Origin of the sequence: Streptomyces sp. NBC_00209, assembly GCF_045206345.1 — a bacterium.
GTDB lineage: Bacteria > Actinomycetota > Actinomycetes > Streptomycetales > Streptomycetaceae > Streptomyces.
On sequence record NZ_CP108121.1, the window covers coordinates 1675533 to 1695431 of the forward strand.

Here is a 19899-nt window from a genome sequence, read left to right on the forward strand (position 1 = left end):
CCGGACCGGCCTCAGGAGTCCTCGATGTCGCCGAAGTGGTCCCAGCCGTTCTTGCTCGTCCAGGGCGCCCCGTCGACGGTCACCTGGGGCAGCGCCGAGGGGTTGAGGACCTCGCCGATCACCTTCCAGCGGGCCGGGAGCTTCACGTCGGGCGGGAAGGTCGCGACGATGGCGTGGTCCTCGCCACCGGTCAGCACCCACTGCATGGGGTCGACGCCGACGGCCTGCCCGATGTCCGACATCTGGGACGGCACGTCGATGAGCCCGGACCGCAGGTCGATGCGGACCTTGCTGGCCTCGGCGATGTGCCCGAGGTCGGCGACGAGCCCGTCGCTGACGTCGGTCATGGCGGTGGCGCCGAGCCCGGCGGCCGCGGGGCCCGCGTGGTACGGCGGTTCGGGGCGGCGGTGGGCCTCCACGAAGGCGCGCGGCGAGCGGAAGCCCCGGGAGAGCACGGCGTATCCGGCGGCGGACCAGCCGAGCCAGCCGGTGACGGCGACGACGTCCCCGGGCTGGGCGCCGGCCCGGGTGACGGGTTCGTGGTTGCGCAGGTCGCCGAGCGCCGTGATCGAGACGGTGATGAGGTCGCCGCGCACGACGTCCCCGCCGACCACGGCCGCCCCCGCGACCTGGCACTCGTCGCGCAGTCCGTCCATCAGCTCGGCGGCCCAGGTGACCGGGAGTTCGGCGGGGACGACGAGGCCGAGCAGCAGCGCGGTGGGCACGGCGCCCATGGCGGCGATGTCGGCGAGGTTCTGCGCGGCGGCCTTGCGGCCCACGTCGTACGCCGTCGACCAGTCGCGCCGGAAGTGCCGTCCCTCCAGCAGGATGTCCGTGCTGGCCACGACCCTGCGGTCGGGGGCGGTCACGACCGCGGCGTCGTCGCCCGGGCCGAGCCGGACCGCCGGAGTGGTGGTGAGCCGGGACGTGAGCTCCTTGATGAGCCCGAACTCCCCCAACTCGCCCACGGTTGCCTTCACCGAGTGTCACCTCTCATCTGTCGGGCCGGACGCTCCGGCCTGTCCCCCGTGCGCGCCGCCCCACTCGCGGTCGCGTGCCGTCTCTGCTGTCGGTACTGTCAAGAGTTACGTCAACTTGCGCGTTCTGTACGCCACGCTGAGGACGTCATCCGGCCCGCGGGTCTCCCCGCTCCGCGCGGCGACGCGATAACGTGGCGTCCCTTTCCCCCACATGATCCTCGTGGCCGCCCTGGAGGTTCCGTGGTACAGGCGTACATCCTCATTCAGACCGAGGTGGGCAAGGCGTCGATCGTCGCCGAGACCATCTCCAAGCTCCCGGGAGTCATCCAGGCAGAAGACGTCACCGGTCCCTACGACGTGATCGTGCGCGCCCAGGCCGAGACGGTGGACGAGCTCGGGCGCATGGTGGTGGCGCGGGTCCAGCAAGTGGACGGCATCACCCGAACCCTGACCTGCCCGGTCGTTCACCTGTAGCCCCCGTCTACGCTGGGCCGGTGACGTCCTCCAGCCGCCGGCTCCTCCACCCCGTGCTCCTCGTTCCGTCCGCCGCCCTGGTGTTGCTGGCGGCGGGCTGTTCCGGGGGCGAGGCGACGGCGTCGGTCACGGTGCCCTCCCCGTCCCCGGAAGCCGCAGCCTACTGCCGCGCGCTGGACAGGGAACTGCCGGACACCGTCGGCGGTCTGGAGCGGAACGACCCCGAACCCGCCTCGGTGCTGACCGCCGGGTGGGGGGACGGGGCGATCGTACTGCGCTGCGGTGTGGAGCGCCCCGCGAAGATGGACGACGACCAGTCGAAGGGCATCACCGCGAGCGGGGTCAACTGGATGCTGGAGCAACGGGACGGCGACGGCCCCCGGCTGACGACGACCCTGCGCAAGGCGTACGTCGAGGTGTCGCTCTCGGAGGCGTACGCGCATGACACGACGCCGCTCGCGGCGTTCGCCCCGGCGGTGAAGAAGACGGTCCCGAACCGGTTCTAGGGTGTGCGCCCGCTCGGAGCGCACACCCTTCGCCGTGTTCCGCCGGGTCAGCGCAGGCCGGTCGGCCGGTTCAGCGCGGCCTGGATGAGCCGGTCCACCAGCTGCTGGTAGCTGACCCCGCTCTCCTGCCACATGCGCGGGTACATGGAGATCGGGGTGAAGCCCGGCAGGGTGTTGATCTCGTTGATGACGAAGCCGCCGTCCTCGGTGAGGAAGAAGTCGGCGCGTACCAGGCCCTCGCAGGAGCACGCGTCGAAGGCTTCGACGGCGAGCCGCTGGACCTCGGCGGTCTGCTCCTCGGTGAGCGGCGCCGGCACGATCCCGGAGGCGGCGTCGATGTACTTGGCCTCGAAGTCGTAGAAGTCGTGGGCGGTGACCGGCGGGATCTCGGCCGGCACGCTGGCGCGCGGCCCGTCCTCGAACTCCAGGACGCCGCACTCGATCTCGCGGCCCCTCAGCAGCGACTCGACCAGGAACTTCGGGTCGTGGCGGCGGGCCTCCTCGATGGCCGCGTCGAGACCGGAGGCGTCCTCGACCTTGGTGATGCCGATGGACGAGCCGGCGCGGGCGGGCTTGATGAAGAGCGGCCAGCCCTGCTCGTCGGCGAAGGCGGTGATGCGCTTGCGGACGGCGGCGGGGTCGCTCTCCCACTCGCGGGGCCGGACCACCAGGTACGGGCCGACGGCGAGGCCGAAGGAGGTGAAGACCCGCTTCATGTACTCCTTGTCCTGGCCGACGGCCGAGGCGAGGACGCCGGCGCCCACATACGGCACACCGGACAGCTCCAGGAGTCCCTGGAGGGTGCCGTCCTCGCCGTACGGGCCGTGCAGGACGGGGAAGACGACGTCGACCTCGCCGAGCGCCTTGGGCACCGCGCCGGGCTCGGTGTAGACCACTTCGCGGCTGCCGGGGTCGACGGAGAGCACGACCCCGCCCTCCTCGGACTCGGCCAGCTGCGCCACGTCCGGCATGGTCCGGTTGGCGATGGCCATGCGTTCCGGTTCGTCGGCGGTGAGCGCCCAGCGGCCGTCCGTCGTGATGCCGATCGGCAGGACGTCGTACTTCGTCCGGTCGATGGCGTTCAGGACGGCGCCGGCCGTGACCACCGAAATGCCGTGTTCGGAGCTGCGGCCGCCGAACACGACGGCCACGCGCGGCTTGCGGAGCTGCTGCTCCGGGCTCTGGGGGAGGTTCTCGCTGCTCATATCGCGATGAGCGTACCTGCTGGTACCGGCCGCGTCAGCGCGGCACGGGCCGCCGCGGGGCGGGTGGCCCCGGGTGGCGTCAGTGCCGTTCCGCCTTGGCGCTGCGCGACATGAGCTCCTTGACCGCGACCTTCGGCGGCTTGCCCTCGTGCACGATGCTGACGATGGTCTCGGTCAGCGGCATCTCCACACCGTGCCTGCGGGCCAGGTCGAGCACCGATTCGCAGGACTTGACGCCCTCGGCGGTCTGCTTGGTGGCGGCGATGGCCTCCTGGAGCGTCATGCCGCGGCCGAGGTTGGTGCCGAAGGTGTGGTTGCGCGAGAGCGGCGAGGAGCAGGTCGCCACCAGGTCGCCGAGACCGGCGAGTCCGGAGAAGGTCAGCGGGTCGGCGCCCATGGCCGCGCCCAGCCGGATCGTCTCGGCGAGGCCCCGGGTGATGAGCGAGCCCTTGGTGTTGTCGCCGAGCCCCATGCCGTCCGCGATGCCGACGGCGAGGCCGATGACGTTTTTGACGGCGCCGCCGAGTTCGCAGCCGACCACGTCGGTGCTGGTGTACGGGCGGAAGTACGGGGTGTGGCAGGCGGCCTGGAGGCGCTGGGCGACAGACTCGTCCCGGCAGGCGACGACGGCCGCGGCGGGGCGGCGTTCGGCGATCTCCTTGGCGAGGTTGGGCCCGGTGATGACGGCGATGCGGTCCGGGGACACCCCGGTGACGTCCTCGATGACCTCGCTCATCCGCTTGGCGGTGCCGAGTTCGACGCCCTTCATGAGGGAGACGAGCACCGTCTGCGGTTCCAGGTGCGGGGTCCAGTCGGCGAGGTTGGCGCGCAGCGTCTGGGAGGGCACGACGAGCACCGCGTAGTCGGCGCCGCGCAGCGCCTCGGTCGCGTCCGTGGTGGCCCGGACCGAGGCGGGCAGCTCGATGCCCGGCAGGTACTCGGGGTTGGTACGGGTGGTGTTGACGGCCTCCGCGACCTCGGCCCGGCGGCCCCAGAGCGTCACTTCGCAGCCCGCGTCCGCGAGGACGACGGCGAAGGCGGTACCCCAGGATCCGGTTCCGAAGACGGCGGCCTTCGGGCGGTGCGTCACGTGAGTCCCTCTCCTTGGGCCCTGCGCCGCTGTTCGGCGCGGGCCTTGCGGTGATCGTAGGGCTCGGCGGGTGCCTGCTGCCCGCGGATCTCCTCCAGCTGTGCGGTGATCGCCCGCATGATCACCTCGGTGACCTCGCGCAGCACCTCGGGCGTCGGCTCCTGGTCGTAGAACCGGGAGAGGTCGACGGGCGGCCCGGCCTTGACCCGGAGGGTCTTGCGGGGCAGGAGGCGCATCTTCTTCTCCGTGGCGTACGGCGGCATCGCCTCGTTGGCGCCCCACTGTGCGACCGGGATGACGGGGGCCCGGGTCATCAACGCGACGCGGGCGGCGCCGGTCTTGCCGGCCATCGGCCACATGTCGGGGTCGCGGGTGAGGGTGCCCTCGGGGTAGAAGCAGACGCACTCGCCGCGCTCGATGGCGCCGACGGCGGCCCGGAAGGCGTCCATCGCGTTGGTGGTCTCGCGGTAGACGGGGATCTGGCCGGTGCCACGCAGCATCGTGCCGATGAAGGCACCCTTGAAGAGTCCCGCCTTGGCCAGAAAGCGCGGCACGCGGCCGGTGTTGTACTGGAAGTGCCCGTACGAGAGCGGGTCCAGGTACGAGTTGTGATTGACCGCTGTGATGAATCCGCCGTCGGCCGGAATGTGTTCCGTTCCCCGCCAGTCGCGCTTGAACAGAACCACCAGCGGCGGTTTCGCGATGACCGCCGCCAGGCGGTACCAGAAGCCGATTCTGCGGCGGGACACTCGGACACCTTTCCTCTGTGAACAAGACCGTGGAACTGTCTGCTGTCTGACTACCGAGGGTCAAGTCTCGCCCCAGGCCCCTGCTGTGTCGAGAACACCGTACGCCTCGCCCCGGGGAGCGCCCCTCCGGGTCGGCGCACCGGCAGGCGAGAATGGGCGGCGATGTGTATCGAGGGAGGGACCGCCACGAACACCGACCCGGCCGGGCGCTGGTCCCTGGTCGTCCCGTTGAAGCCCCTGGCGCGGGCCAAGAGCAGGCTGGCGCCCGCCTCCGGCGCGCTGTTGCGGCCCCGGCTCGCCCTCGCCTTCGCCCGTGACACGGTGGCCGCCGCGCTGTCCTGCCCGGATGTGGCGGATGTGGTGGTCGTCACGGACGACACGGCGGCGGGGGCGGCGCTGGCCGCGCTCGGCGCCCTGGTCGTGCCCGATGCGCCGGGGGCCGGGCTCAACGCGGCCCTCGCGCACGGTGAGCGGGCGGCCAGGTCGGGCAGGCCGGGAGCGCCGCTGGCCGCGCTCAACGCGGATCTGCCCGCACTGCGGCCGGGGGAATTGTCCCGGGTCCTCGAATTCTCTGCCGCTTTTCCCCGCGCATTTGTTCCCGATGCGGCGGGAATCGGGACGACATTTCTGTCGGCTGCTCCGGGAGTGGAATTGCGGCCCGCATTCGGCGGCCCGTCGCGGGTACGCCATCTGGCGTCGGGTGCGGTGGAAATCACGCTGCCGGGGATCGATTCGGTGCGCCGGGACGTGGACACCGGCGAGGATCTGCGGGTGGCGCTGGAGCTGGGCGTCGGCCCGTTCACGGCGGGCCGCTGGGCCGCCGGGGCGTTCGCACGGGACCGATAGTCTGCACCCATGCAGGCGACCTCGTACACGTACGACCCCGAGACGCGGAGCGGCAGTGTGCTGCTCGATGACGGCACCCCGGTGGACTTCGACGCGGCGGCCTTCGACGCGGGCGGCCTGCGGCTGCTGCGGCCGGGGCAGCGGGTGCGGATCGAGGGCGAGGGTGAGGGGGCCGGGCTGCGGATCAGCCTGGTGACGCTTCAGACGTTCTGAGCCGCTCCCGGGGCGCGTTCCCCGGACAGCCCGCGGGCCGGGCTCCCCGAGGGGAGCCCGGCCCGGCGCGTGTGGGGGCCTGTGCGGCCCGGTCTCACTTCTTGCGCGCGGTGGCCTTCTTGGCCGTGGTCTTGCGCGCGGTGGTCTTCTTCGCGGGCGCCTTCTTCGCCGTGGTCTTCTTGGCGGGCGCGGTCTTGGCGGCGGTGGTCTTCTTGGCCGCCGTCGACTTCGCCGCCGGGGTGGCCTTCTTCGCGGCCGCCGTCGTCTTCTTCGCCGGCGAGGTCTTCTTCACGGTCGCGGTGGTCTTCTTGGCCGCGGCGGTGGCCTTCTTCGCCGGGGCGGCCTTCTTGGCGGTGGCCTTCTTCGCCACGGCCTTCTTCGCGGTGGCCTTCTTGGCGGCGGCCTTGGCCGTCGTACGGGTGGAAGAACCGCCCGAGAGGCTGCCCTTGGGGGCCTTCTTCACGGCCACGTCGTTCTTGGGGAGCTTCTTGGAGCCGCTGACCAGGTCCTTGAAGCCCTGGCCGGCGCGGAAGCGGGGCACCGAGGTCTTCTTGACCCGCACGCGCTCACCCGTCTGGGGGTTGCGGGCGTAGCGGGCGGGGCGGTCGACCTTCTCGAACGAGCCGAAGCCGGTGACCGAGACCCGGTCCCCCGCGACAACCGCACGGACGATCGCGTCGAGCACCGCGTCGACGGCGTCCGCGGCCTGCTGCCGGCCGCCGACCTTGTCGGCAATCGCTTCTACGAGCTGCGCCTTGTTCACGTCTTCCCCTTCGGAGACATTGCCGGAACGAATCCGTCCGGCTTTTTCGCACGTTAGGCAGATATATACCGCAAATCAAACACGAAACGGGCTAATCACCCTAGTGCCGCAACGAAGTCGACCGCTGCGCAGTTCTGCGGAGTCAGTCACCTTCGGGGAATCGGCCCTCGTCGAGGTCCTTCATCAACCGGTCCAGACGCCTTGCCGCGCCCGGGAGATCGTGCTTCGCCGTGGCCGTGACGACCAACAGCTTCCGGTTCAACGCCATCCTTACGCCGTCCGGGACTTGCAGTGCGCGCACCCGGGAGTGCGCTTCCTTCAATTGGTCGGCGACTTGGCCGTAAATCTTGAGTTGGCTGTCGCGTTCCATGCACCGATTGTGCCATCTGGGGCGAGTTGTCGCCCGACGGGGTCCCAACAAACGACTGCGCCCCCTACCAGAAGGCAGGGGGCGCAGTCCTGAAAACGCGCTGATCAGGCCGGAATTGTGCGGGGCTTGTGGGCCGGGCGGGCCGCCTCGTAAGCCGCGATGTCGGCTTCGTTCTGAAGGGTGAGGCTGATGTCGTCCAGGCCGTTCAGCAGCCGCCAGCGGGCGTTCTCGTCCAGCTCGAAGTCGGCGGTGATGCCCTCGGCGCGGACCTGCCGGGCCTCCAGGTCGACCGTCACCTCGGCCGTCGGGTCGGCCTCCGTCAGCTCCCAGAGGGCGTCGACGGTCTTCTGGTCCAGGACCACGGTCAGCAGACCGTTCTTCAGCGAGTTACCGCGGAAGATGTCGGCGAACCGGGAGGAGATGACGGCCTTGAAGCCGTAGTTCTGCAGCGCCCAGACGGCGTGCTCGCGGGAGGAGCCGGTGCCGAAGTCGGGGCCGGCCACCAGGACCGAGCCGCCCTGGCGCTCGGGGCGGTTGAGGACGAAGGTCTCGTCCTTGCGCCACGCCTCGAAGAGACCGTCCTCGAAGCCGTCCCGGGTGACCTTCTTGAGCCAGTGGGCGGGAATGATCTGGTCGGTGTCCACGTTGCTGCGGCGCAGCGGAACGGCCCGGCCGGTGTGTGCGGTGAAAGCTTCCATGATTCTCAGACTCCGGCGGGCGTGCGGTCGTCGGACAGGTCGGCGGGCGAGGCCAGATGGCCCAGCACGGCGGTGGCGGCGGCGACCTGCGGGGAGACCAGGTGCGTACGGCCGCCCTTGCCCTGCCGCCCCTCGAAGTTGCGGTTCGAGGTGGAGGCGGAGCGCTCGCCGGGGGCCAGCTGGTCGGGGTTCATGCCGAGGCACATCGAGCAGCCCGCGTGCCGCCATTCGGCGCCGGCGGCGGTGAAGACCTTGTCCAGGCCCTCGTCGACCGCCTGCAGGGCGACCCGGACGGAGCCCGGGACGACCAGCATCCGTACGCCGTCGGCGACTTTGCGGCCGTCCAGGATCGCGGCGGCGTTGCGCAGGTCCTCGATGCGGCCGTTGGTGCAGGAGCCCACGAAGACGGTGTCGACGCTGATCTCGCGCAGCGGCTGGCCCGCGGTCAACCCCATGTACTCCAGGGCCTTTTCTGCGGCGTTGCGCTCCGAGGCGTCCTCGTACGAGGCCGGGTCGGGGACGCTGGCCGACAGGGGAGCGCCCTGGCCGGGGTTGGTGCCCCAGGTGACGAACGGCGCCAGCTCGGCGGCCTCGATGACCACCTCGGCGTCGAAGACGGCGTCGTCGTCGGTGCGCAGCGTCTTCCAGTACGCGACGGCGGCGTCCCAGTCCTCGCCCTGCGGGGCGTGGTCGCGGCCCTGCAGGTAGTCGAAGGTGGTCCGGTCGGGGGCGATCATGCCCGCCCGCGCACCGGCCTCGATCGACATGTTGCAGATGGTCATCCGGGCCTCCATCGAGAGCTTCTCGATGGCGGAGCCGCGGTATTCGAGGATGTAGCCCTGGCCGCCACCGGTGCCGATCCGGGCGATGATCGCCAGGATGAGGTCCTTGGCGGTGACACCGTCGGGCAGTTCGCCGTCGACGGTGATCGCCATGGTCTTCGGGCGGGCCAGCGGCAGCGTCTGGGTGGCCAGCACGTGCTCGACCTGGCTGGTGCCGATGCCGAACGCGAGGGCGCCGAACGCGCCGTGCGTGGACGTGTGGGAGTCGCCGCAGACGACGGTGGTGCCGGGCTGGGTCAGGCCCAGCTGCGGACCGACCACGTGCACGACGCCCTGCTCGACGTCGCCCAGCGGGTGCAGCCGGACGCCGAAGTCCGCGCAGTTCTTCCGCAGCGTCTCCAGCTGGGCGCGGGAGACCGGGTCGGCGATCGGCTTGTCGATGTCGAGGGTCGGGGTGTTGTGGTCCTCGGTGGCGATGGTGAGGTCGAGGCGCCGCACCGGGCGTCCGGCCTGCCGCAGGCCGTCGAACGCCTGGGGACTGGTCACCTCGTGCAGCAGGTGCAGATCGATGAAGAGGAGGTCGGGCTCGCCCTCGGCGCGCCGGACGACATGGTCGTCCCAAACCTTCTCCGCGAGTGTCCTACCCATCGCTTTCCCTCCGGCCGGCGTCATCGCCGGCCCAACTAGAGATTCGGTGCGCCCCCGTCCGGACCCCCGTACGGGGCGGTGGCCACGGGCCGTTGTGGGGCCGCTGGTACAGGTTCGCAACTTCCGGGGAAAATTGAACTTGCGTTTCACAGAGTGAGACGCGAGTATCGTCGTATGGACAACTCTAGCGGCGTCGGCGTTCTCGACAAGGCGGCTCTGGTATTGAGCGCCCTGGAGTCCGGGCCGGCCACCCTCGCCGGGCTGGTCGCGGCGACCGGGCTCGCACGACCCACGGCCCACCGGCTGGCCGTGGCACTGGAACACCACCGGATGGTGGCGAGGGACATGCAGGGCCGGTTCATTCTCGGCCCCCGGCTCTCCGAGCTGGCGGCGGCGGCCGGCGAGGACCGCCTGCTGGCCACGGCGGGGCCGGTGCTCACGCATCTGCGCGACATCACCGGCGAGAGCGCCCAGCTCTACCGGCGCCAGGGCGACATGCGCATCTGCGTGGCGGCGGCGGAGCGGCTGTCCGGACTGCGGGACACCGTGCCGGTCGGCTCCACGCTGACCATGAAGGCCGGCTCGTCCGCGCAGATCCTGATGGCCTGGGAGGAGCCGGAGCGGCTGCACCGCGGTCTCCAGGGCGCCCGCTTCACGGCGACGGCGCTCTCCGGCGTACGGCGGCGCGGCTGGGCCCAGTCGATCGGTGAGCGCGAGCCGGGCGTGGCCTCGGTCTCCGCCCCGGTGCGCGGCCCGTCGAACCGCGTGGTCGCCGCGGTCTCGGTCTCCGGACCGATCGAGCGGCTGACCCGCCACCCGGGCCGGATGCACGCCCAGGCGGTCATCGACTCGGCCGCCCGGCTGAGCGAGGCGCTGCGCCGCACCGGCTGAGCCCCGGCGCGCACCTCCCCCCCTCCCCCGAGGCCGCCCCAGCGTCGTGGCGGCCCCCTTCTCAGCCCCTCACCGCTTCACTTGGCGCCCGAAGCGCCCGGAGCCCCCGACCGATGCGCGAGCCGGTCCGCCGCCCGGCGGCCCCGCCCCTCGATCGGCAACGACCCGGTCGCCGCGGCCAGTCCGTACGCCGGCATGTCGGCGTAGAGGGACTCGTAGCCTCCCTCGGGCACGATGTAGGTCTCGTGCCACAGCCCCACGTGCTGCCGGGACTTCTTCTCCTTGCGGTTGAGCATCGCCCACGCCCGCCGGTGGAACATGTCGGGCGCCGAGGCGTACGCGTACAGCTTCTCCTTCGACTCCCAGTACTGGACGACGTAGTACGTCCTCGGCGAGCCGGACAGCAGCACGTGGCCGAGCAGCCCCCTGGCCCGGTCCGCCTTGAGCTCCCGCAGCATGCGCAGCATCGCCAGCATGACCGGCAGCCAGTGGTGCACACCCCTGAAGTGGTTGATCCGCATGCCGATCAGCAGGACGACGACATCGCCCTCGGCTGCGGCGGTCGTCCGTCCCGGCATGATGTTCGCGAACACTGGGCCCCCTGGCAGGCGTTGGATAGCAACACTGTCCAATGGTTGGATAGTGGCACTGTCCAAGGGTGGACGCAAGGGAAGGACGGCATGCGCCTCTCGGAGTTGAGCGAGCAGAGCGGCATCTCGACCGCGACGATCAAGTACTACCTGCGCGAGGGCCTGTTGCCGCCGGGAGAGCGGGTGAGCGCGACGCAGGCCGCGTACGACGAGAGCCATCTGCGCCGGCTGCGTCTGGTCCGGGCGCTGATCCAGGTAGGTCGGCTGCCCATCGCCACGGCCCGCGAGGTGCTGGCCCATGTGGACGACGAGTCGCTGGGCCGTACGATCCGGCTCGGCGCGGCCCTCTGGGCGCTGCCGCACGGCCCCGAGCCGGACGAGGAGGCCCCGGAGACGGCGGCGGCGCGGGCGGAAGTCGACGCGCTGCTCGACCGGTTGGGCTGGGCCGGTGCCCGGGAGATCGGTGAACTGTCCCCCGTCTACCGTTCGCTCGTCGCGGGTCTGGCCACGCTCGCCCGCCTCGGCTATCCGTACGAGAGCGCGCATCTGGAGGAGCACGCGCGGCTGATGCACGAGGTGGCCGTGCGGGATCTGGACCTGATGGAGACCCACCCGACGCGTTCGCAGCAGGTGGAGATGGCGGTGGCGTCCGCGGTGCTGTACGAGCCGTTGCTGACGTCGCTGCGCAGGCTGGCCCAGGAGGAGGAGTCGGCCCGGCGGTACGGGTATTGAGCGGGGGCGGCCCCGCGCCGCGTACAAGCGAAAGGCCCTTCACCGGGGTGAAGGGCCTTCGCGTCTTGTTTGTTGTACCCCCGACCGGATTCGAACCGGCGCTACTGCCGTGAGAGGGCAGCGTGCTAGGCCGCTACACAACGGGGGCTTGTCCTACAACCTGCTTTGTACTGCGCTGGGCTACCAGGACTCGAACCTAGAATGACGGTACCAGAAACCGTAGTGTTGCCAATTACACCATAGCCCATGGTGTTGCAAGTACCCCCGACCGGATTCGAACCGGCGCTACTGCCGTGAGAGGGCAGCGTGCTAGGCCGCTACACAACGGGGGCCCTAGCGATCCTGCATCGAGACCGTGGGGCGACCCAGGTGATCTCGCGGGAAGGATCTGTACCCCCGACCGGATTCGAACCGGCGCTACTGCCGTGAGAGGGCAGCGTGCTAGGCCGCTACACAACGGGGGCTTGTCCTACAACCTGCTTTGTACTGCGCTGGGCTACCAGGACTCGAACCTAGAATGACGGTACCAGAAACCGTAGTGTTGCCAATTACACCATAGCCCACTGAAACGCAACCCCTGGGGGCCTTGTTTCTGTCTGCGCTTCCCGGCCGGATCTTTCGGCCCGCTCGGGCGGCGCAGGAAGAACATTACCCGAAGGTGTCCGGCGCTCCAAAACGGGTATCGCCCGCGAGCAGCCCGGGCAACTGGTCCAGCCCCGTGATCCGGGCCAGCTCGGGCCGCCCGCCCCGGCCGCGCCGGTCCAGCCAGACGCCGGTGAGGCCGGCGGCGGTGGCGCCCGCGGCGTCGATGTCGGGTTCGTCCCCGACGTACAGCACCTCGTGCGCATCGAGCCCCAGCGCCTCGCAGGAGGCGAGGAAGGCCCCGGGGTCCGGCTTGGAGACGCCCAGCTCCGCGGCGCAGAGCAGGGACTCGAACCGGTCGCGCACCCCGAGCACCGTCAGCTTCTGGTGCTGCTGTTCCAGGGCGGAGTTGGAGAGCACGGCGTGCCGGTACGTCCCCGCCAGGGAGTCGAGTGCCGGGACGGTGTCCGGGAAGAGCGCCCACGCGGATTCGTAGTGCGCGATGTGGCGGGTGAACCACGCATCGGCCGCGTCGTCGTCCAGTGCCCGCCCGAGGAACTCCCTGGCCCGGTCCCGACGCTGCCCCTGCCAGTCGGTCTCCCCGGCGGAGAACCGCGCCCAGTGCCGCCGCGTGAGCCGCTGCCACGCCTCGACGGCCTCCTCGGCCGAGGCATGCCCCGGGGGCAGCCCCTCCGCCGCGATGTGCCGGGCCATCCCGGTGGCGGCGGCCGTCGTGTGGTCGAACAACGTGTCGTCGATGTCCCAGAGGACGGCGCTGATGGGCATGGCCCGAACTCTACGCGCGGCCCCGCACAGCGGGACGGGCCCGGCGGCCGCGGTGTGCGGCTGCCGGGCCCGTCCCGTGCGTCGGTGCGGCGTTACGCGGTCAGCCTGGCCAGGGCCGCGTCGATGCGGGCGATCGTCTTCTCGCGGCCCAGGATCTCCAGGGACTCGAAGAGCGGGAGGCCGATCGTGCGGCCGGTGACGGCTACCCGGACCGGGGCCTGGGCCTTGCCGAGCTTGAGGCCGTGCTGCTCACCGGCGGCGAGGACGGCGGCCTTCAGGGCGTCCGCGTTCCAGTCGGCGGCGATGAGCGCGGCGCGGGCGGTGACGAGAAGGGCGTCGGAGCCCTCCTTCATCGCCTTGGCCCAGGACGCCTCGTCGTGCACCGGCTCGTCCAGGAACAGGAAGTCCACGTTGGCGGTGATCTCGGAGAGCACCGTGACCCGGGTCTGGGCGTGCGGGGCGATCTCGGCGAAGACCGCCGCGTCGAAGGACTCCGGTGCCCAGGGGGCGAACGGCGCCTGGAGCCAGGGGCCGCACGCCTCGGTGAAGGTCTTCACGTCGAGGCGGCGGATGTGCTCCGCGTTGACGTGCTCGCACTTCTTGAGGTCGAAGCGGGCCGGGTTGGCGTTGACGTCCTTGATGTCGAAGGCGGCGACCATCTCCTCGATGTCGAAGATGTCGCGGTCCTCGGCGATCGACCAGCCCAGCAGCGAGAGGTAGTTGAGCAGCCCCTCACGGACGAAGCCGCGCTCGCGGTAGAGGTTGAGCGAAGCCTGCGGGTCGCGCTTGGAGAGCTTCTTGTTGCCCTCGCCCATCACGTACGGCAGGTGCCCGAAAGCGGGGGTGTCCTTGGCGATGCCCAGCTCGATGAGCGCCCGGTACAGGGCGATCTGGCGCGGGGTGGAGGAGAGCAGGTCCTCGCCGCGCAGGACGTGGGTGATCTCCATCAGTGCGTCGTCCACCGGGTTGACCAGCGTGTAGAGCGGGGCGCCGTTGGCGCGGACGATGCCGTAGTCCGGGACGTTCTCCGGCTGGACGGTGATGTCGCCGCGGACCAGGTCCGTGAAGGTGATGGCCTCGTCGGGCATCCGGAAGCGGACGATCGACGCGCGTCCCTCGGCCTCGTACGCGGCCTTGCGCTCGTCGCTCAGGTCGCGGCAGTGGCCGTCGTAGCCGGACGGGCGGCCGGCGGCGCGGGCGGCGTCGCGGCGGGTGTCCAGTTCCTCCGTGGTGCAGTAGCAGGGGTACGCGTAGCCGCCGGCGAGGAGCTTCTCGGCGACGTCCTTGTAGATGTCCATCCGCTGCGACTGGCGGTACGGGGCGTGCGGGCCGCCGGTCTCGGGGCCCTCGTCCCAGTCCAGGCCGAGCCAGCGCATCGCGTCGAGGAGCTGCTCGTACGACTCCTCGGAGTCGCGCGCCGCGTCGGTGTCCTCGATGCGGAAGACCAGGGTGCCCTGGTGGTGCCGGGCGAAGGCCCAGTTGAAGAGGGCCGTCCGGACCAGGCCGACGTGCGGGTTGCCGGTCGGGGAGGGACAGAAACGTACACGTACAGGTGCGTTAGCCACGCTTGATCACCTTGTTGGTGAGAGTGCCGATGCCTTCGATGGTGACGGCGACCTCGTCGCCGACATGGAGGGGTCCGACCCCCGCGGGAGTGCCGGTGAGGATCACATCGCCCGGAAGCAGCGTCATGGCTTCCGTGATGTGGACGACCAGGTCCTCGATGGACCGGATCATGTCGCTCGTCCGGCCGAGCTGGCGCTGCTCGCCGTTGACCGTGGCCTGGATGGCGAGGTCACCGGGGTCGAGGTCGGTCTCCACCCAGGGGCCGAGGGGGCAGGAGGTGTCGAAGCCCTTGGCCCGGGCCCACTGCTTCTCCCGCTTCTGGGCGTCGCGGGCGGTGACGTCGTTGGCGCAGGTGTAGCCGAAGATGACGTCCTTGACCCGCTCGCGCGGCACTTCGCGGCACATCCGGCCGATGACCACGGCCAGCTCGGCCTCGTGGTGGACCTCGTCGGAGAAGGAGGGGTACTCGATGGCGTCGCCGGAGCCGATCACCGAGGTGGTGGGCTTGAAGAAGGCGACGGGGACGTCGGGGACCTCGTTGCCGAGTTCGGCGGCGTGCTCCGCGTAGTTGCGGCCGATGGCCACGACCTTGTTGGGGAGCACGGGCGGCAGCAGCCGCACCTTGTTCAGCGGGACCTTGGTCCCGGAGAGCTCGAACGCGGAGTACGGGATGCCCTTGATGATGTCGAGGACGAGACCATCGGGCCCGTCGCCCTCGACCGCGCCGAAGGCGACATTGCCGTCGATGGAGAACCTGGCGATGCGCACGGGTTGCTGTCGCCCCTCACTGCTTGCTGGGTGCCTGAAAAGACTGACGCTCCAGGCTAACGCGGGTGAGGGGCGCTTCCGCGCGGGATTACTCCGCGGCGGCGGTGACGGGGGCGGGGGCCGTCATCAGGATCGTGCGGCGCGGGTTGGCGGTCTGCGTCGGCAGCTGGACCGCGTGCTCCGGGAGATCCGCCGTCAGCAGCGCCTCGGCGTCCTTGAGGTGTGCCAGCGTGGTGCGGCGGGGGTTGGCGAGGATGCGGAGCGTCGTCGTGTTCATCTGCCGTACGGCCCTGTCGTCGGGGCGCCACCCGTACGAGAGGGGGCGCCGGTTGTCGGTTCTGCCATCCCAGTAAAGCGTCAGGCTAAACATTCAATTCCCTGCGGTGACCCGGAAAAGACGGCGATCTTCGTGTGAGTTTGCTCACGAGCACCACGACAATCACGTCAATACGGACACGCGATCCGGGTCTTCAAAACAGACATGTCACCCCTGAACCATCCATTCCGCTCCCGATCATGGCGACTGGGACACGCCTCGGCCCGTTCGGACTCACCCCCAATAATCCGGAATGTCCGCGAACCGCCCCCACCGCTTGTTACACACCCATCACACGGTGTCACGCAGGTCACAGCCCGGTACCTGGCCCTTGTTGGAGATCCAGCACTGTGCTGAAATTCCACGCACCGCCGCGGGTTTCAAGCCGGCGCGCAGGGGCGCAACGCAGCGCCGAGTGGCGGCGGGAAGGGGAAGAGCGCCGGTCACTCACGACCACCAAATGGGGCAGGACAACGCCCCACCACGCCGACACCGTTTTCTCCGTTCACGACGGAGGAACGCCTGGTCCAGAGGTTGCGACGCTAGTGCAGGGACGTTTCAAGAGGGATGGCAGCGCTGCGGCGGAACAGGAGCCGCGCGGCGGGACCGACCGCGGTTCCTCGCCCCAGCACGCCCAGAACCCCGGATCGGCCGCGGCCGGTGAACAAGGTGACCGCGACCGCCGCCCCGGCGCCGCTCCGGCAGGCGGCGAGCCCGAGAAGGGCGCCGCGCCCAAGCCCCGGGGCCCCGTCAACACGGGCTCGCGGGTAGCTCTCCGCAACTGGCGCATCAGCACACGCCTGGTGTCCCTGCTCGCCCTCCCCGTGGTCGCCGCGACCACGCTGGGTGGTCTGCGCATCAACGACTCCCTGAACGACATCCAGCAGCTGGAGCACATGCAGCTGCTGACCGAGATGACGAAGCAGGCGACCTCGCTGGCGCAGGCGCTCCAGGAGGAGCGCGACCAGACGGCCGGTCCGCTGTCGAACGACGTGCCGGCAACCGACTTCAAGATCACCACGCCCCGGCAGAAGACCGACCGGGCGCAGCTGGCGTTCCTCGCGAGCACGAGCGAGATCGGCGACACCACCGGTGACGACACCCTGGAGAGCATCCACACCAGCATCCAGCAGATCGCCACGCGGCTCAGCTCCATCCGCGACACCCGCAAGCACGCGTACGAGAAGGGCAGCCCGGCCCTCCAGACGGTCGACGCCTACAGCCAGCTGATCACCTCGCTGCTGAGCCTGTCCCAGGACATGGCCCAGGCGACCAGCAGCCCCGAGATGATCAAGCGGACCCGTGCGCTGGCGGCCTTCTCCTCCGCCAAGGAGTACGCCTCGATCCAGCGCGCGATCATCGCCGCCGCGCTGCCCACCAGCGACGACAAGAAGCCCGCCCTCGACCGCAACGACCAGCAGTTCGGTCTGGCCGCCCGGGGCAAGGAGCAGGCGGCCCGCACGTCGTTCGAGGCGATCTACACCTCCACCGGCAACGACGCCTCCGAGCTGACCGCGACGCTGGACGAGGGCAACCCGGACATCAAGGCCGCGGACACGTACGCGCAGAAGATGCTGGAGAACCCGCTCGCCATGGGCGGCTCCAAGGCCCGGCGCTCGTACATGAACTGGTACGACCAGGACACCAGCAAGATCAACGCCATGAAGCGCATCGAGGAGACCCTCCTCAGCGACATGGAGAGCAAGGCGCGCGAGCTGCGCGAGGAGTCCCAGCGCGAGGCGATCATCTCCGGTGCGCTGATCCTGCTCGTGCTCGGCGTCTCGCTGGTCGGCGCCTTCGTCGTCGCCCGGTCCATGATCCGCTCGCTGCGCCGGCTCCAGGACACCGCGACCCGCGTCGCCCAGGACCGTCTGCCCGAGCTCGTCAAGCAGCTCTCCGACTCCGACCCGCAGGACGTGGACACCTCGGTCGAGTCCGTCGGTGTGCACTCCCGTGACGAGATCGGCAAGGTGGCCGCGGCCTTCGACGACGTGCACCGCGAGGCGGTCCGTCTCGCCGCCGAGCAGGCCCTTCTGCGGGGCAACGTCAACGCGATGTTCACCAACCTCTCGCGCCGCTCGCAGGGCCTCATCCAGCGCCAGCTCTCGCTCATCTCCGAGCTGGAGTCGCGCGAGGCCGACCCGGACCAGCTGTCCTCGCTCTTCAAGCTCGACCACCTCGCGACCCGTATGCGCCGGAACGGCGAGAACCTTCTCGTCCTCGCCGGCGAGGAACCGGGCCGCCGGTGGACCCGCCCCGTGCCGCTGGTCGACGTGCTCCGCGCCGCCGCGTCCGAGGTGGAGCAGTACGAGCGCATCGAACTGGCCGCGGTGCCCGCCACCGAGGTCGCGGGCCGGGTCGTCAACGACCTCGTGCACCTGCTCGCCGAGCTGCTGGAGAACGCCACGTCGTTCTCCTCGCCGCAGACGAAGGTCCGGGTCACGGGCCACGCCCTGCCCGACGGCCGGGTGCTGGTCGAGATCCACGACACCGGCATCGGGCTCTCCCCGGAGGACCTGGCCGCGATCAACGAGCGGCTCGCCTCGCCGCCCACCGTGGACGTCTCGGTCTCCCGCCGCATGGGCCTGTTCGTGGTCGGCCGGCTCTCCCTGCGTCACGGCATCCGCATCCAGCTGCGCCCCTCGGACTCCGGCGGCACCACCGCGCTGGTCATGCTCCCGGTGGAAGTCGCGCACGGCGGACGGCAGCCGGCCCCGAAGCAGGGGCCCGGTCAGCAGTCCCCCGGCGGCCTGCTCTCCGGCGGCAACGACGCCCAGACGGGACGCCCCGCCGCGGGCCCCGCCCCTCAGCGCGGCCAGGTCGGCGCCGGTGCCGGTCCCCGGGCCGCGTTGCCCGCCCGCGACGGCAACCGCCCGCAGAACCCGCAGGGCGGACCCGGCGCGCGGGACTCGGCGTTCCAGAACCCGCAGGGCCGCCCGGCCCAGGACGGCCCCCGTCAGGGCGGCGGCCTGTCCGGTGCGTTCGGCGGTGCCCGGCTCGGCGCCCGCGGTCAGGGCGACGGCGCCCCGGACGGGAACCGGCCCAGCCTCTTCGACCAGCGGCGCCCCGAGCAGAACGGCCCCGGTGCCCCGCAGGCCCCGCAGCCGCAGCAGGCCCGGTTCGACCAGCCCGGCCAGGGCGGTCAGGACGGGCGCAACGCCTTCGAGCCGCCGCGCGGTGCGGGGCGGAGCGAGCGCCAGCTGCCGCCGGTCGGCGGTCCGCGCGCCGAGCTGCCCGGTGGCTCCCCGGCCCCGAACGCGGGCCCGAACATGGGCCAGGGTGCGCCCGGCGGCGGCTACCCCGGCCCGCAGCGCCCGCAGACCACGAGCTGGGGCACCGACGAGCCGTCCGCGCCCCGGCGCACCCCGCTCGACACGCCGCGCGGTCACGAGGAGTCGGAGACCACGGGCCGCTTCCCGCAGGCGCCGCGCCTTCCGGCCGACGACCGCCAGGGGCCCGGCTCCACGGCGGAGTTCGCCCGGCCAGACTTCTCGGCGCCCGCGCCGAACGGACAGCAGCCCGGTCTGCCGCAGGGCAACGGCCCGCAGCACAACGCACCGCAGTACAACGGGCCGCAGCACAACGCACCGCTGCCCGGTCTGCCGCAGCGCGGCGTACCGCAGCCGAACGGCCCCCAGCACAACGGCGCGTACGGCAACGGCCCGCAGAACCCGGACGTGACGGGCACCTCGCAGTTCGCCCGCCCGGACTTCGGTGGACCGCAGCAGCCGGTGCCCCGGCAGCGCGACGACCAGGACTTCGGCGCGCCGCGTCCGCCCATGGGCGGCCAGGCACCCGAGGCCCCGTACCGCCCGGTCCTGCCCCAGCAGCCGCAGCAGCCCGAGGCGCTGCCGCCGGCCGGGCCCGGCGACGGCCGCACCCCGCTGTACGACACGCTGGAGACCAACTGGTTCCGCGGTCCGCAGCCGGGTGCCCCGCAGCAGCCTCCGGCCGCCCCCGCGCAGGACTTCCCGCAGCAGCCGGCCCAGGAGCCCGTGGCTCCCGCGCCGCAGCGGACCCTCGGCGACACGGGTGCGCAGAGCGCCTGGCGGGCGTCGCCGAACGACGAGATCGTCCGGCAGGCGGAGCGGGTGAAGAAGCCCGCGGCGGGCGGTATCACCACGTCCGGTCTGCCGCGCCGGGTCCCGCGCGCCAATCTGGTGCCGGGTACCGCCCAGCAGCAGAACAACCAGTCCGGTCCGCAGGTCTCGCGAGCGCCCGATGACGTGCGCGGGCGTCTGACCAACCTCCGCCGCGGCATCCAGCAGGGACGCCAGGCGGGCACCGGCCAGACGGGCAGTTTCCCCCTCGGCCCCACTCACCAGCAGGAGCGTTAGTTGAGCC

General features: G+C 71.1%; 20 protein-coding genes and 5 tRNA genes. 7 read left to right on the forward strand and 18 right to left on the reverse strand.

Features of this window, described 5'->3' with window-relative positions:
* Positions 1–11 precede the first annotated feature (11 nt).
* Complete coding sequence (locus OG867_RS07225; protein ID WP_018102416.1) at positions 12–980, reverse strand: thiamine-phosphate kinase; 969 nt, start codon at positions 978–980, stop codon at positions 12–14.
* A 240-nt stretch (positions 981–1220) separates the two neighbouring features.
* Here OG867_RS07225 and OG867_RS07230 point away from each other — a divergent pair, with 240 nt between their 5' ends.
* Together OG867_RS07230 and OG867_RS07235 are read left to right on the forward strand one after the other, a co-directional pair.
* Positions 1221–1454, forward strand: a complete 234-nt coding sequence (locus OG867_RS07230; protein WP_328902612.1) for an Lrp/AsnC ligand binding domain-containing protein — start codon at positions 1221–1223, stop codon at positions 1452–1454.
* A 20-nt stretch (positions 1455–1474) separates the two neighbouring features.
* Entirely contained in the window at positions 1475–1960 is a 486-nt protein-coding gene (locus tag OG867_RS07235) for a DUF3515 domain-containing protein (protein ID WP_328902611.1), read from the forward strand.
* A gap of 47 nt (positions 1961–2007) precedes the next feature.
* Here OG867_RS07235 and OG867_RS07240 read toward each other — a convergent pair whose 3' ends face one another.
* From OG867_RS07240 to OG867_RS07250, 3 genes are all read right to left on the reverse strand, one after another.
* A complete protein-coding gene (locus OG867_RS07240) occupies positions 2008–3165 on the reverse strand; it encodes a D-alanine--D-alanine ligase family protein (protein ID WP_406283703.1) in 1158 nt (385 codons plus the stop codon).
* A 79-nt stretch (positions 3166–3244) separates the two neighbouring features.
* The gene (locus OG867_RS07245) at positions 3245–4255 is read right to left on the reverse strand and encodes an NAD(P)H-dependent glycerol-3-phosphate dehydrogenase (RefSeq protein WP_328902609.1); all 1011 of its coding nucleotides are present in this window, start codon (positions 4253–4255) and stop codon (positions 3245–3247) included.
* A complete protein-coding gene (locus tag OG867_RS07250) occupies positions 4252–5004 on the reverse strand; it encodes a lysophospholipid acyltransferase family protein (protein WP_328902608.1) in 753 nt (250 codons plus the stop codon). Before OG867_RS07250 ends, OG867_RS07245 begins: the two co-directional genes overlap by 4 nt.
* A gap of 162 nt (positions 5005–5166) precedes the next feature.
* Between OG867_RS07250 and cofC the strand changes: the two genes are divergently transcribed.
* Both cofC and OG867_RS07260 read left to right on the forward strand, forming a co-directional pair.
* Positions 5167–5850 (forward strand): 2-phospho-L-lactate guanylyltransferase, encoded by a 684-nt coding sequence (cofC, locus tag OG867_RS07255; RefSeq protein ID WP_406283706.1) that lies wholly within the window; start codon positions 5167–5169, stop codon positions 5848–5850.
* Between the two features lie 9 nt (positions 5851–5859).
* On the forward strand, positions 5860–6063 hold the full coding sequence (locus tag OG867_RS07260; protein WP_018102423.1) for a hypothetical protein: 204 nt from the start codon (positions 5860–5862) through the stop codon (positions 6061–6063).
* Between the two features lie 94 nt (positions 6064–6157).
* On the opposite strand, the gene OG867_RS07265 is transcribed toward OG867_RS07260, so the two are convergent.
* The 4 genes from OG867_RS07265 to leuC all read right to left on the reverse strand — a co-directional run bounded on the left by OG867_RS07265 (position 6158) and on the right by leuC (position 9324).
* Positions 6158–6826: an HU family DNA-binding protein gene (locus tag OG867_RS07265; RefSeq protein WP_328902606.1), complete on the reverse strand. Its 669-nt coding sequence runs from the start codon at positions 6824–6826 to the stop codon at positions 6158–6160.
* A 142-nt stretch (positions 6827–6968) separates the two neighbouring features.
* Positions 6969–7196, reverse strand: a complete 228-nt coding sequence (locus OG867_RS07270) for a hypothetical protein (protein WP_018102425.1) — start codon at positions 7194–7196, stop codon at positions 6969–6971.
* Positions 7197–7300: 104 nt separating this feature from the next.
* Positions 7301–7894 carry a 3-isopropylmalate dehydratase small subunit gene (gene leuD / locus OG867_RS07275; protein ID WP_328902605.1) on the reverse strand — a complete coding sequence of 198 codons (594 nt, stop codon included), beginning with the start codon at positions 7892–7894 and terminating at the stop codon, positions 7301–7303.
* Between the two features lie 5 nt (positions 7895–7899).
* Positions 7900–9324 (reverse strand): 3-isopropylmalate dehydratase large subunit, encoded by a 1425-nt coding sequence (gene leuC, locus OG867_RS07280; protein WP_328902604.1) that lies wholly within the window; start codon positions 9322–9324, stop codon positions 7900–7902.
* Between the two features lie 174 nt (positions 9325–9498).
* Between leuC and ndgR the strand changes: the two genes are divergently transcribed.
* A complete protein-coding gene (gene ndgR / locus OG867_RS07285) occupies positions 9499–10215 on the forward strand; it encodes an IclR family transcriptional regulator NdgR (RefSeq protein ID WP_003966003.1) in 717 nt (238 codons plus the stop codon).
* Between the two features lie 77 nt (positions 10216–10292).
* Here ndgR and OG867_RS07290 read toward each other — a convergent pair whose 3' ends face one another.
* Positions 10293–10793, reverse strand: a complete 501-nt coding sequence (locus OG867_RS07290; RefSeq protein ID WP_406290815.1) for a DUF4188 domain-containing protein — start codon at positions 10791–10793, stop codon at positions 10293–10295.
* Between the two features lie 102 nt (positions 10794–10895).
* Between OG867_RS07290 and OG867_RS07295 the strand changes: the two genes are divergently transcribed.
* A complete protein-coding gene (locus OG867_RS07295; protein WP_328902602.1) occupies positions 10896–11537 on the forward strand; it encodes a MerR family transcriptional regulator in 642 nt (213 codons plus the stop codon).
* 75 nt (positions 11538–11612) lie between these two features.
* Here OG867_RS07295 and OG867_RS07300 read toward each other — a convergent pair.
* The 9 genes from OG867_RS07300 to OG867_RS07340 all read right to left on the reverse strand — a co-directional run bounded on the left by OG867_RS07300 (position 11613) and on the right by OG867_RS07340 (position 15516).
* Positions 11613–11685, reverse strand: a tRNA-Glu gene (locus OG867_RS07300).
* 27 nt (positions 11686–11712) lie between these two features.
* Positions 11713–11784: transfer RNA gene (locus OG867_RS07305), tRNA-Gln, on the reverse strand.
* Positions 11785–11796: 12 nt separating this feature from the next.
* Positions 11797–11869 (reverse strand) — tRNA-Glu (locus OG867_RS07310).
* A 59-nt stretch (positions 11870–11928) separates the two neighbouring features.
* Positions 11929–12001: transfer RNA gene (locus tag OG867_RS07315), tRNA-Glu, on the reverse strand.
* A gap of 27 nt (positions 12002–12028) precedes the next feature.
* Positions 12029–12100, reverse strand: a tRNA-Gln gene (locus tag OG867_RS07320).
* An 85-nt stretch (positions 12101–12185) separates the two neighbouring features.
* Positions 12186–12905, reverse strand: coding sequence for an HAD family hydrolase (locus tag OG867_RS07325; RefSeq protein ID WP_406283711.1), 720 nt, complete (start codon positions 12903–12905; stop codon positions 12186–12188).
* A gap of 92 nt (positions 12906–12997) precedes the next feature.
* The gene (gltX, locus tag OG867_RS07330; protein WP_328902600.1) at positions 12998–14470 is read right to left on the reverse strand and encodes a glutamate--tRNA ligase; all 1473 of its coding nucleotides are present in this window, start codon (positions 14468–14470) and stop codon (positions 12998–13000) included.
* Positions 14463–15239: a fumarylacetoacetate hydrolase family protein gene (locus tag OG867_RS07335; RefSeq protein WP_328902599.1), complete on the reverse strand. Its 777-nt coding sequence runs from the start codon at positions 15237–15239 to the stop codon at positions 14463–14465. Before OG867_RS07335 ends, gltX begins: the two co-directional genes overlap by 8 nt.
* A gap of 88 nt (positions 15240–15327) precedes the next feature.
* Entirely contained in the window at positions 15328–15516 is a 189-nt protein-coding gene (locus tag OG867_RS07340) for a hypothetical protein (protein WP_406283714.1), read from the reverse strand.
* A 584-nt stretch (positions 15517–16100) separates the two neighbouring features.
* On the opposite strand from OG867_RS07340, the gene OG867_RS07345 reads away from it, so the two are divergent.
* Positions 16101–19892 carry a nitrate- and nitrite sensing domain-containing protein gene (locus OG867_RS07345; RefSeq protein ID WP_406283716.1) on the forward strand — a complete coding sequence of 1264 codons (3792 nt, stop codon included), beginning with the start codon at positions 16101–16103 and terminating at the stop codon, positions 19890–19892.
* The last annotated feature ends 7 nt before the right edge of the window (positions 19893–19899 follow it).

Coding starts and splice junctions, on each gene's coding strand:
- OG867_RS07240 (WP_406283703.1), bottom strand. CDS start 3,165: ATGAGCAGCGAGAACCTCCCCCAGAGCCCGGAGCAGCAGCTCCGCAAG.
- cofC (WP_406283706.1), top strand. CDS start 5,167: ATGTGTATCGAGGGAGGGACCGCCACGAACACCGACCCGGCCGGGCGC.
- OG867_RS07260 (WP_018102423.1), top strand. CDS start 5,860: ATGCAGGCGACCTCGTACACGTACGACCCCGAGACGCGGAGCGGCAGT.
- OG867_RS07270 (WP_018102425.1), bottom strand. CDS start 7,196: ATGGAACGCGACAGCCAACTCAAGATTTACGGCCAAGTCGCCGACCAA.
- leuD (WP_328902605.1), bottom strand. CDS start 7,894: ATGGAAGCTTTCACCGCACACACCGGCCGGGCCGTTCCGCTGCGCCGC.
- leuC (WP_328902604.1), bottom strand. CDS start 9,324: ATGGGTAGGACACTCGCGGAGAAGGTTTGGGACGACCATGTCGTCCGG.
- ndgR (WP_003966003.1), top strand. CDS start 9,499: ATGGACAACTCTAGCGGCGTCGGCGTTCTCGACAAGGCGGCTCTGGTA.
- OG867_RS07290 (WP_406290815.1), bottom strand. CDS start 10,793: ATGCCGGGACGGACGACCGCCGCAGCCGAGGGCGATGTCGTCGTCCTG.
- OG867_RS07295 (WP_328902602.1), top strand. CDS start 10,896: ATGCGCCTCTCGGAGTTGAGCGAGCAGAGCGGCATCTCGACCGCGACG.
- OG867_RS07325 (WP_406283711.1), bottom strand. CDS start 12,905: ATGCCCATCAGCGCCGTCCTCTGGGACATCGACGACACGTTGTTCGAC.
- OG867_RS07340 (WP_406283714.1), bottom strand. CDS start 15,516: ATGAACACGACGACGCTCCGCATCCTCGCCAACCCCCGCCGCACCACG.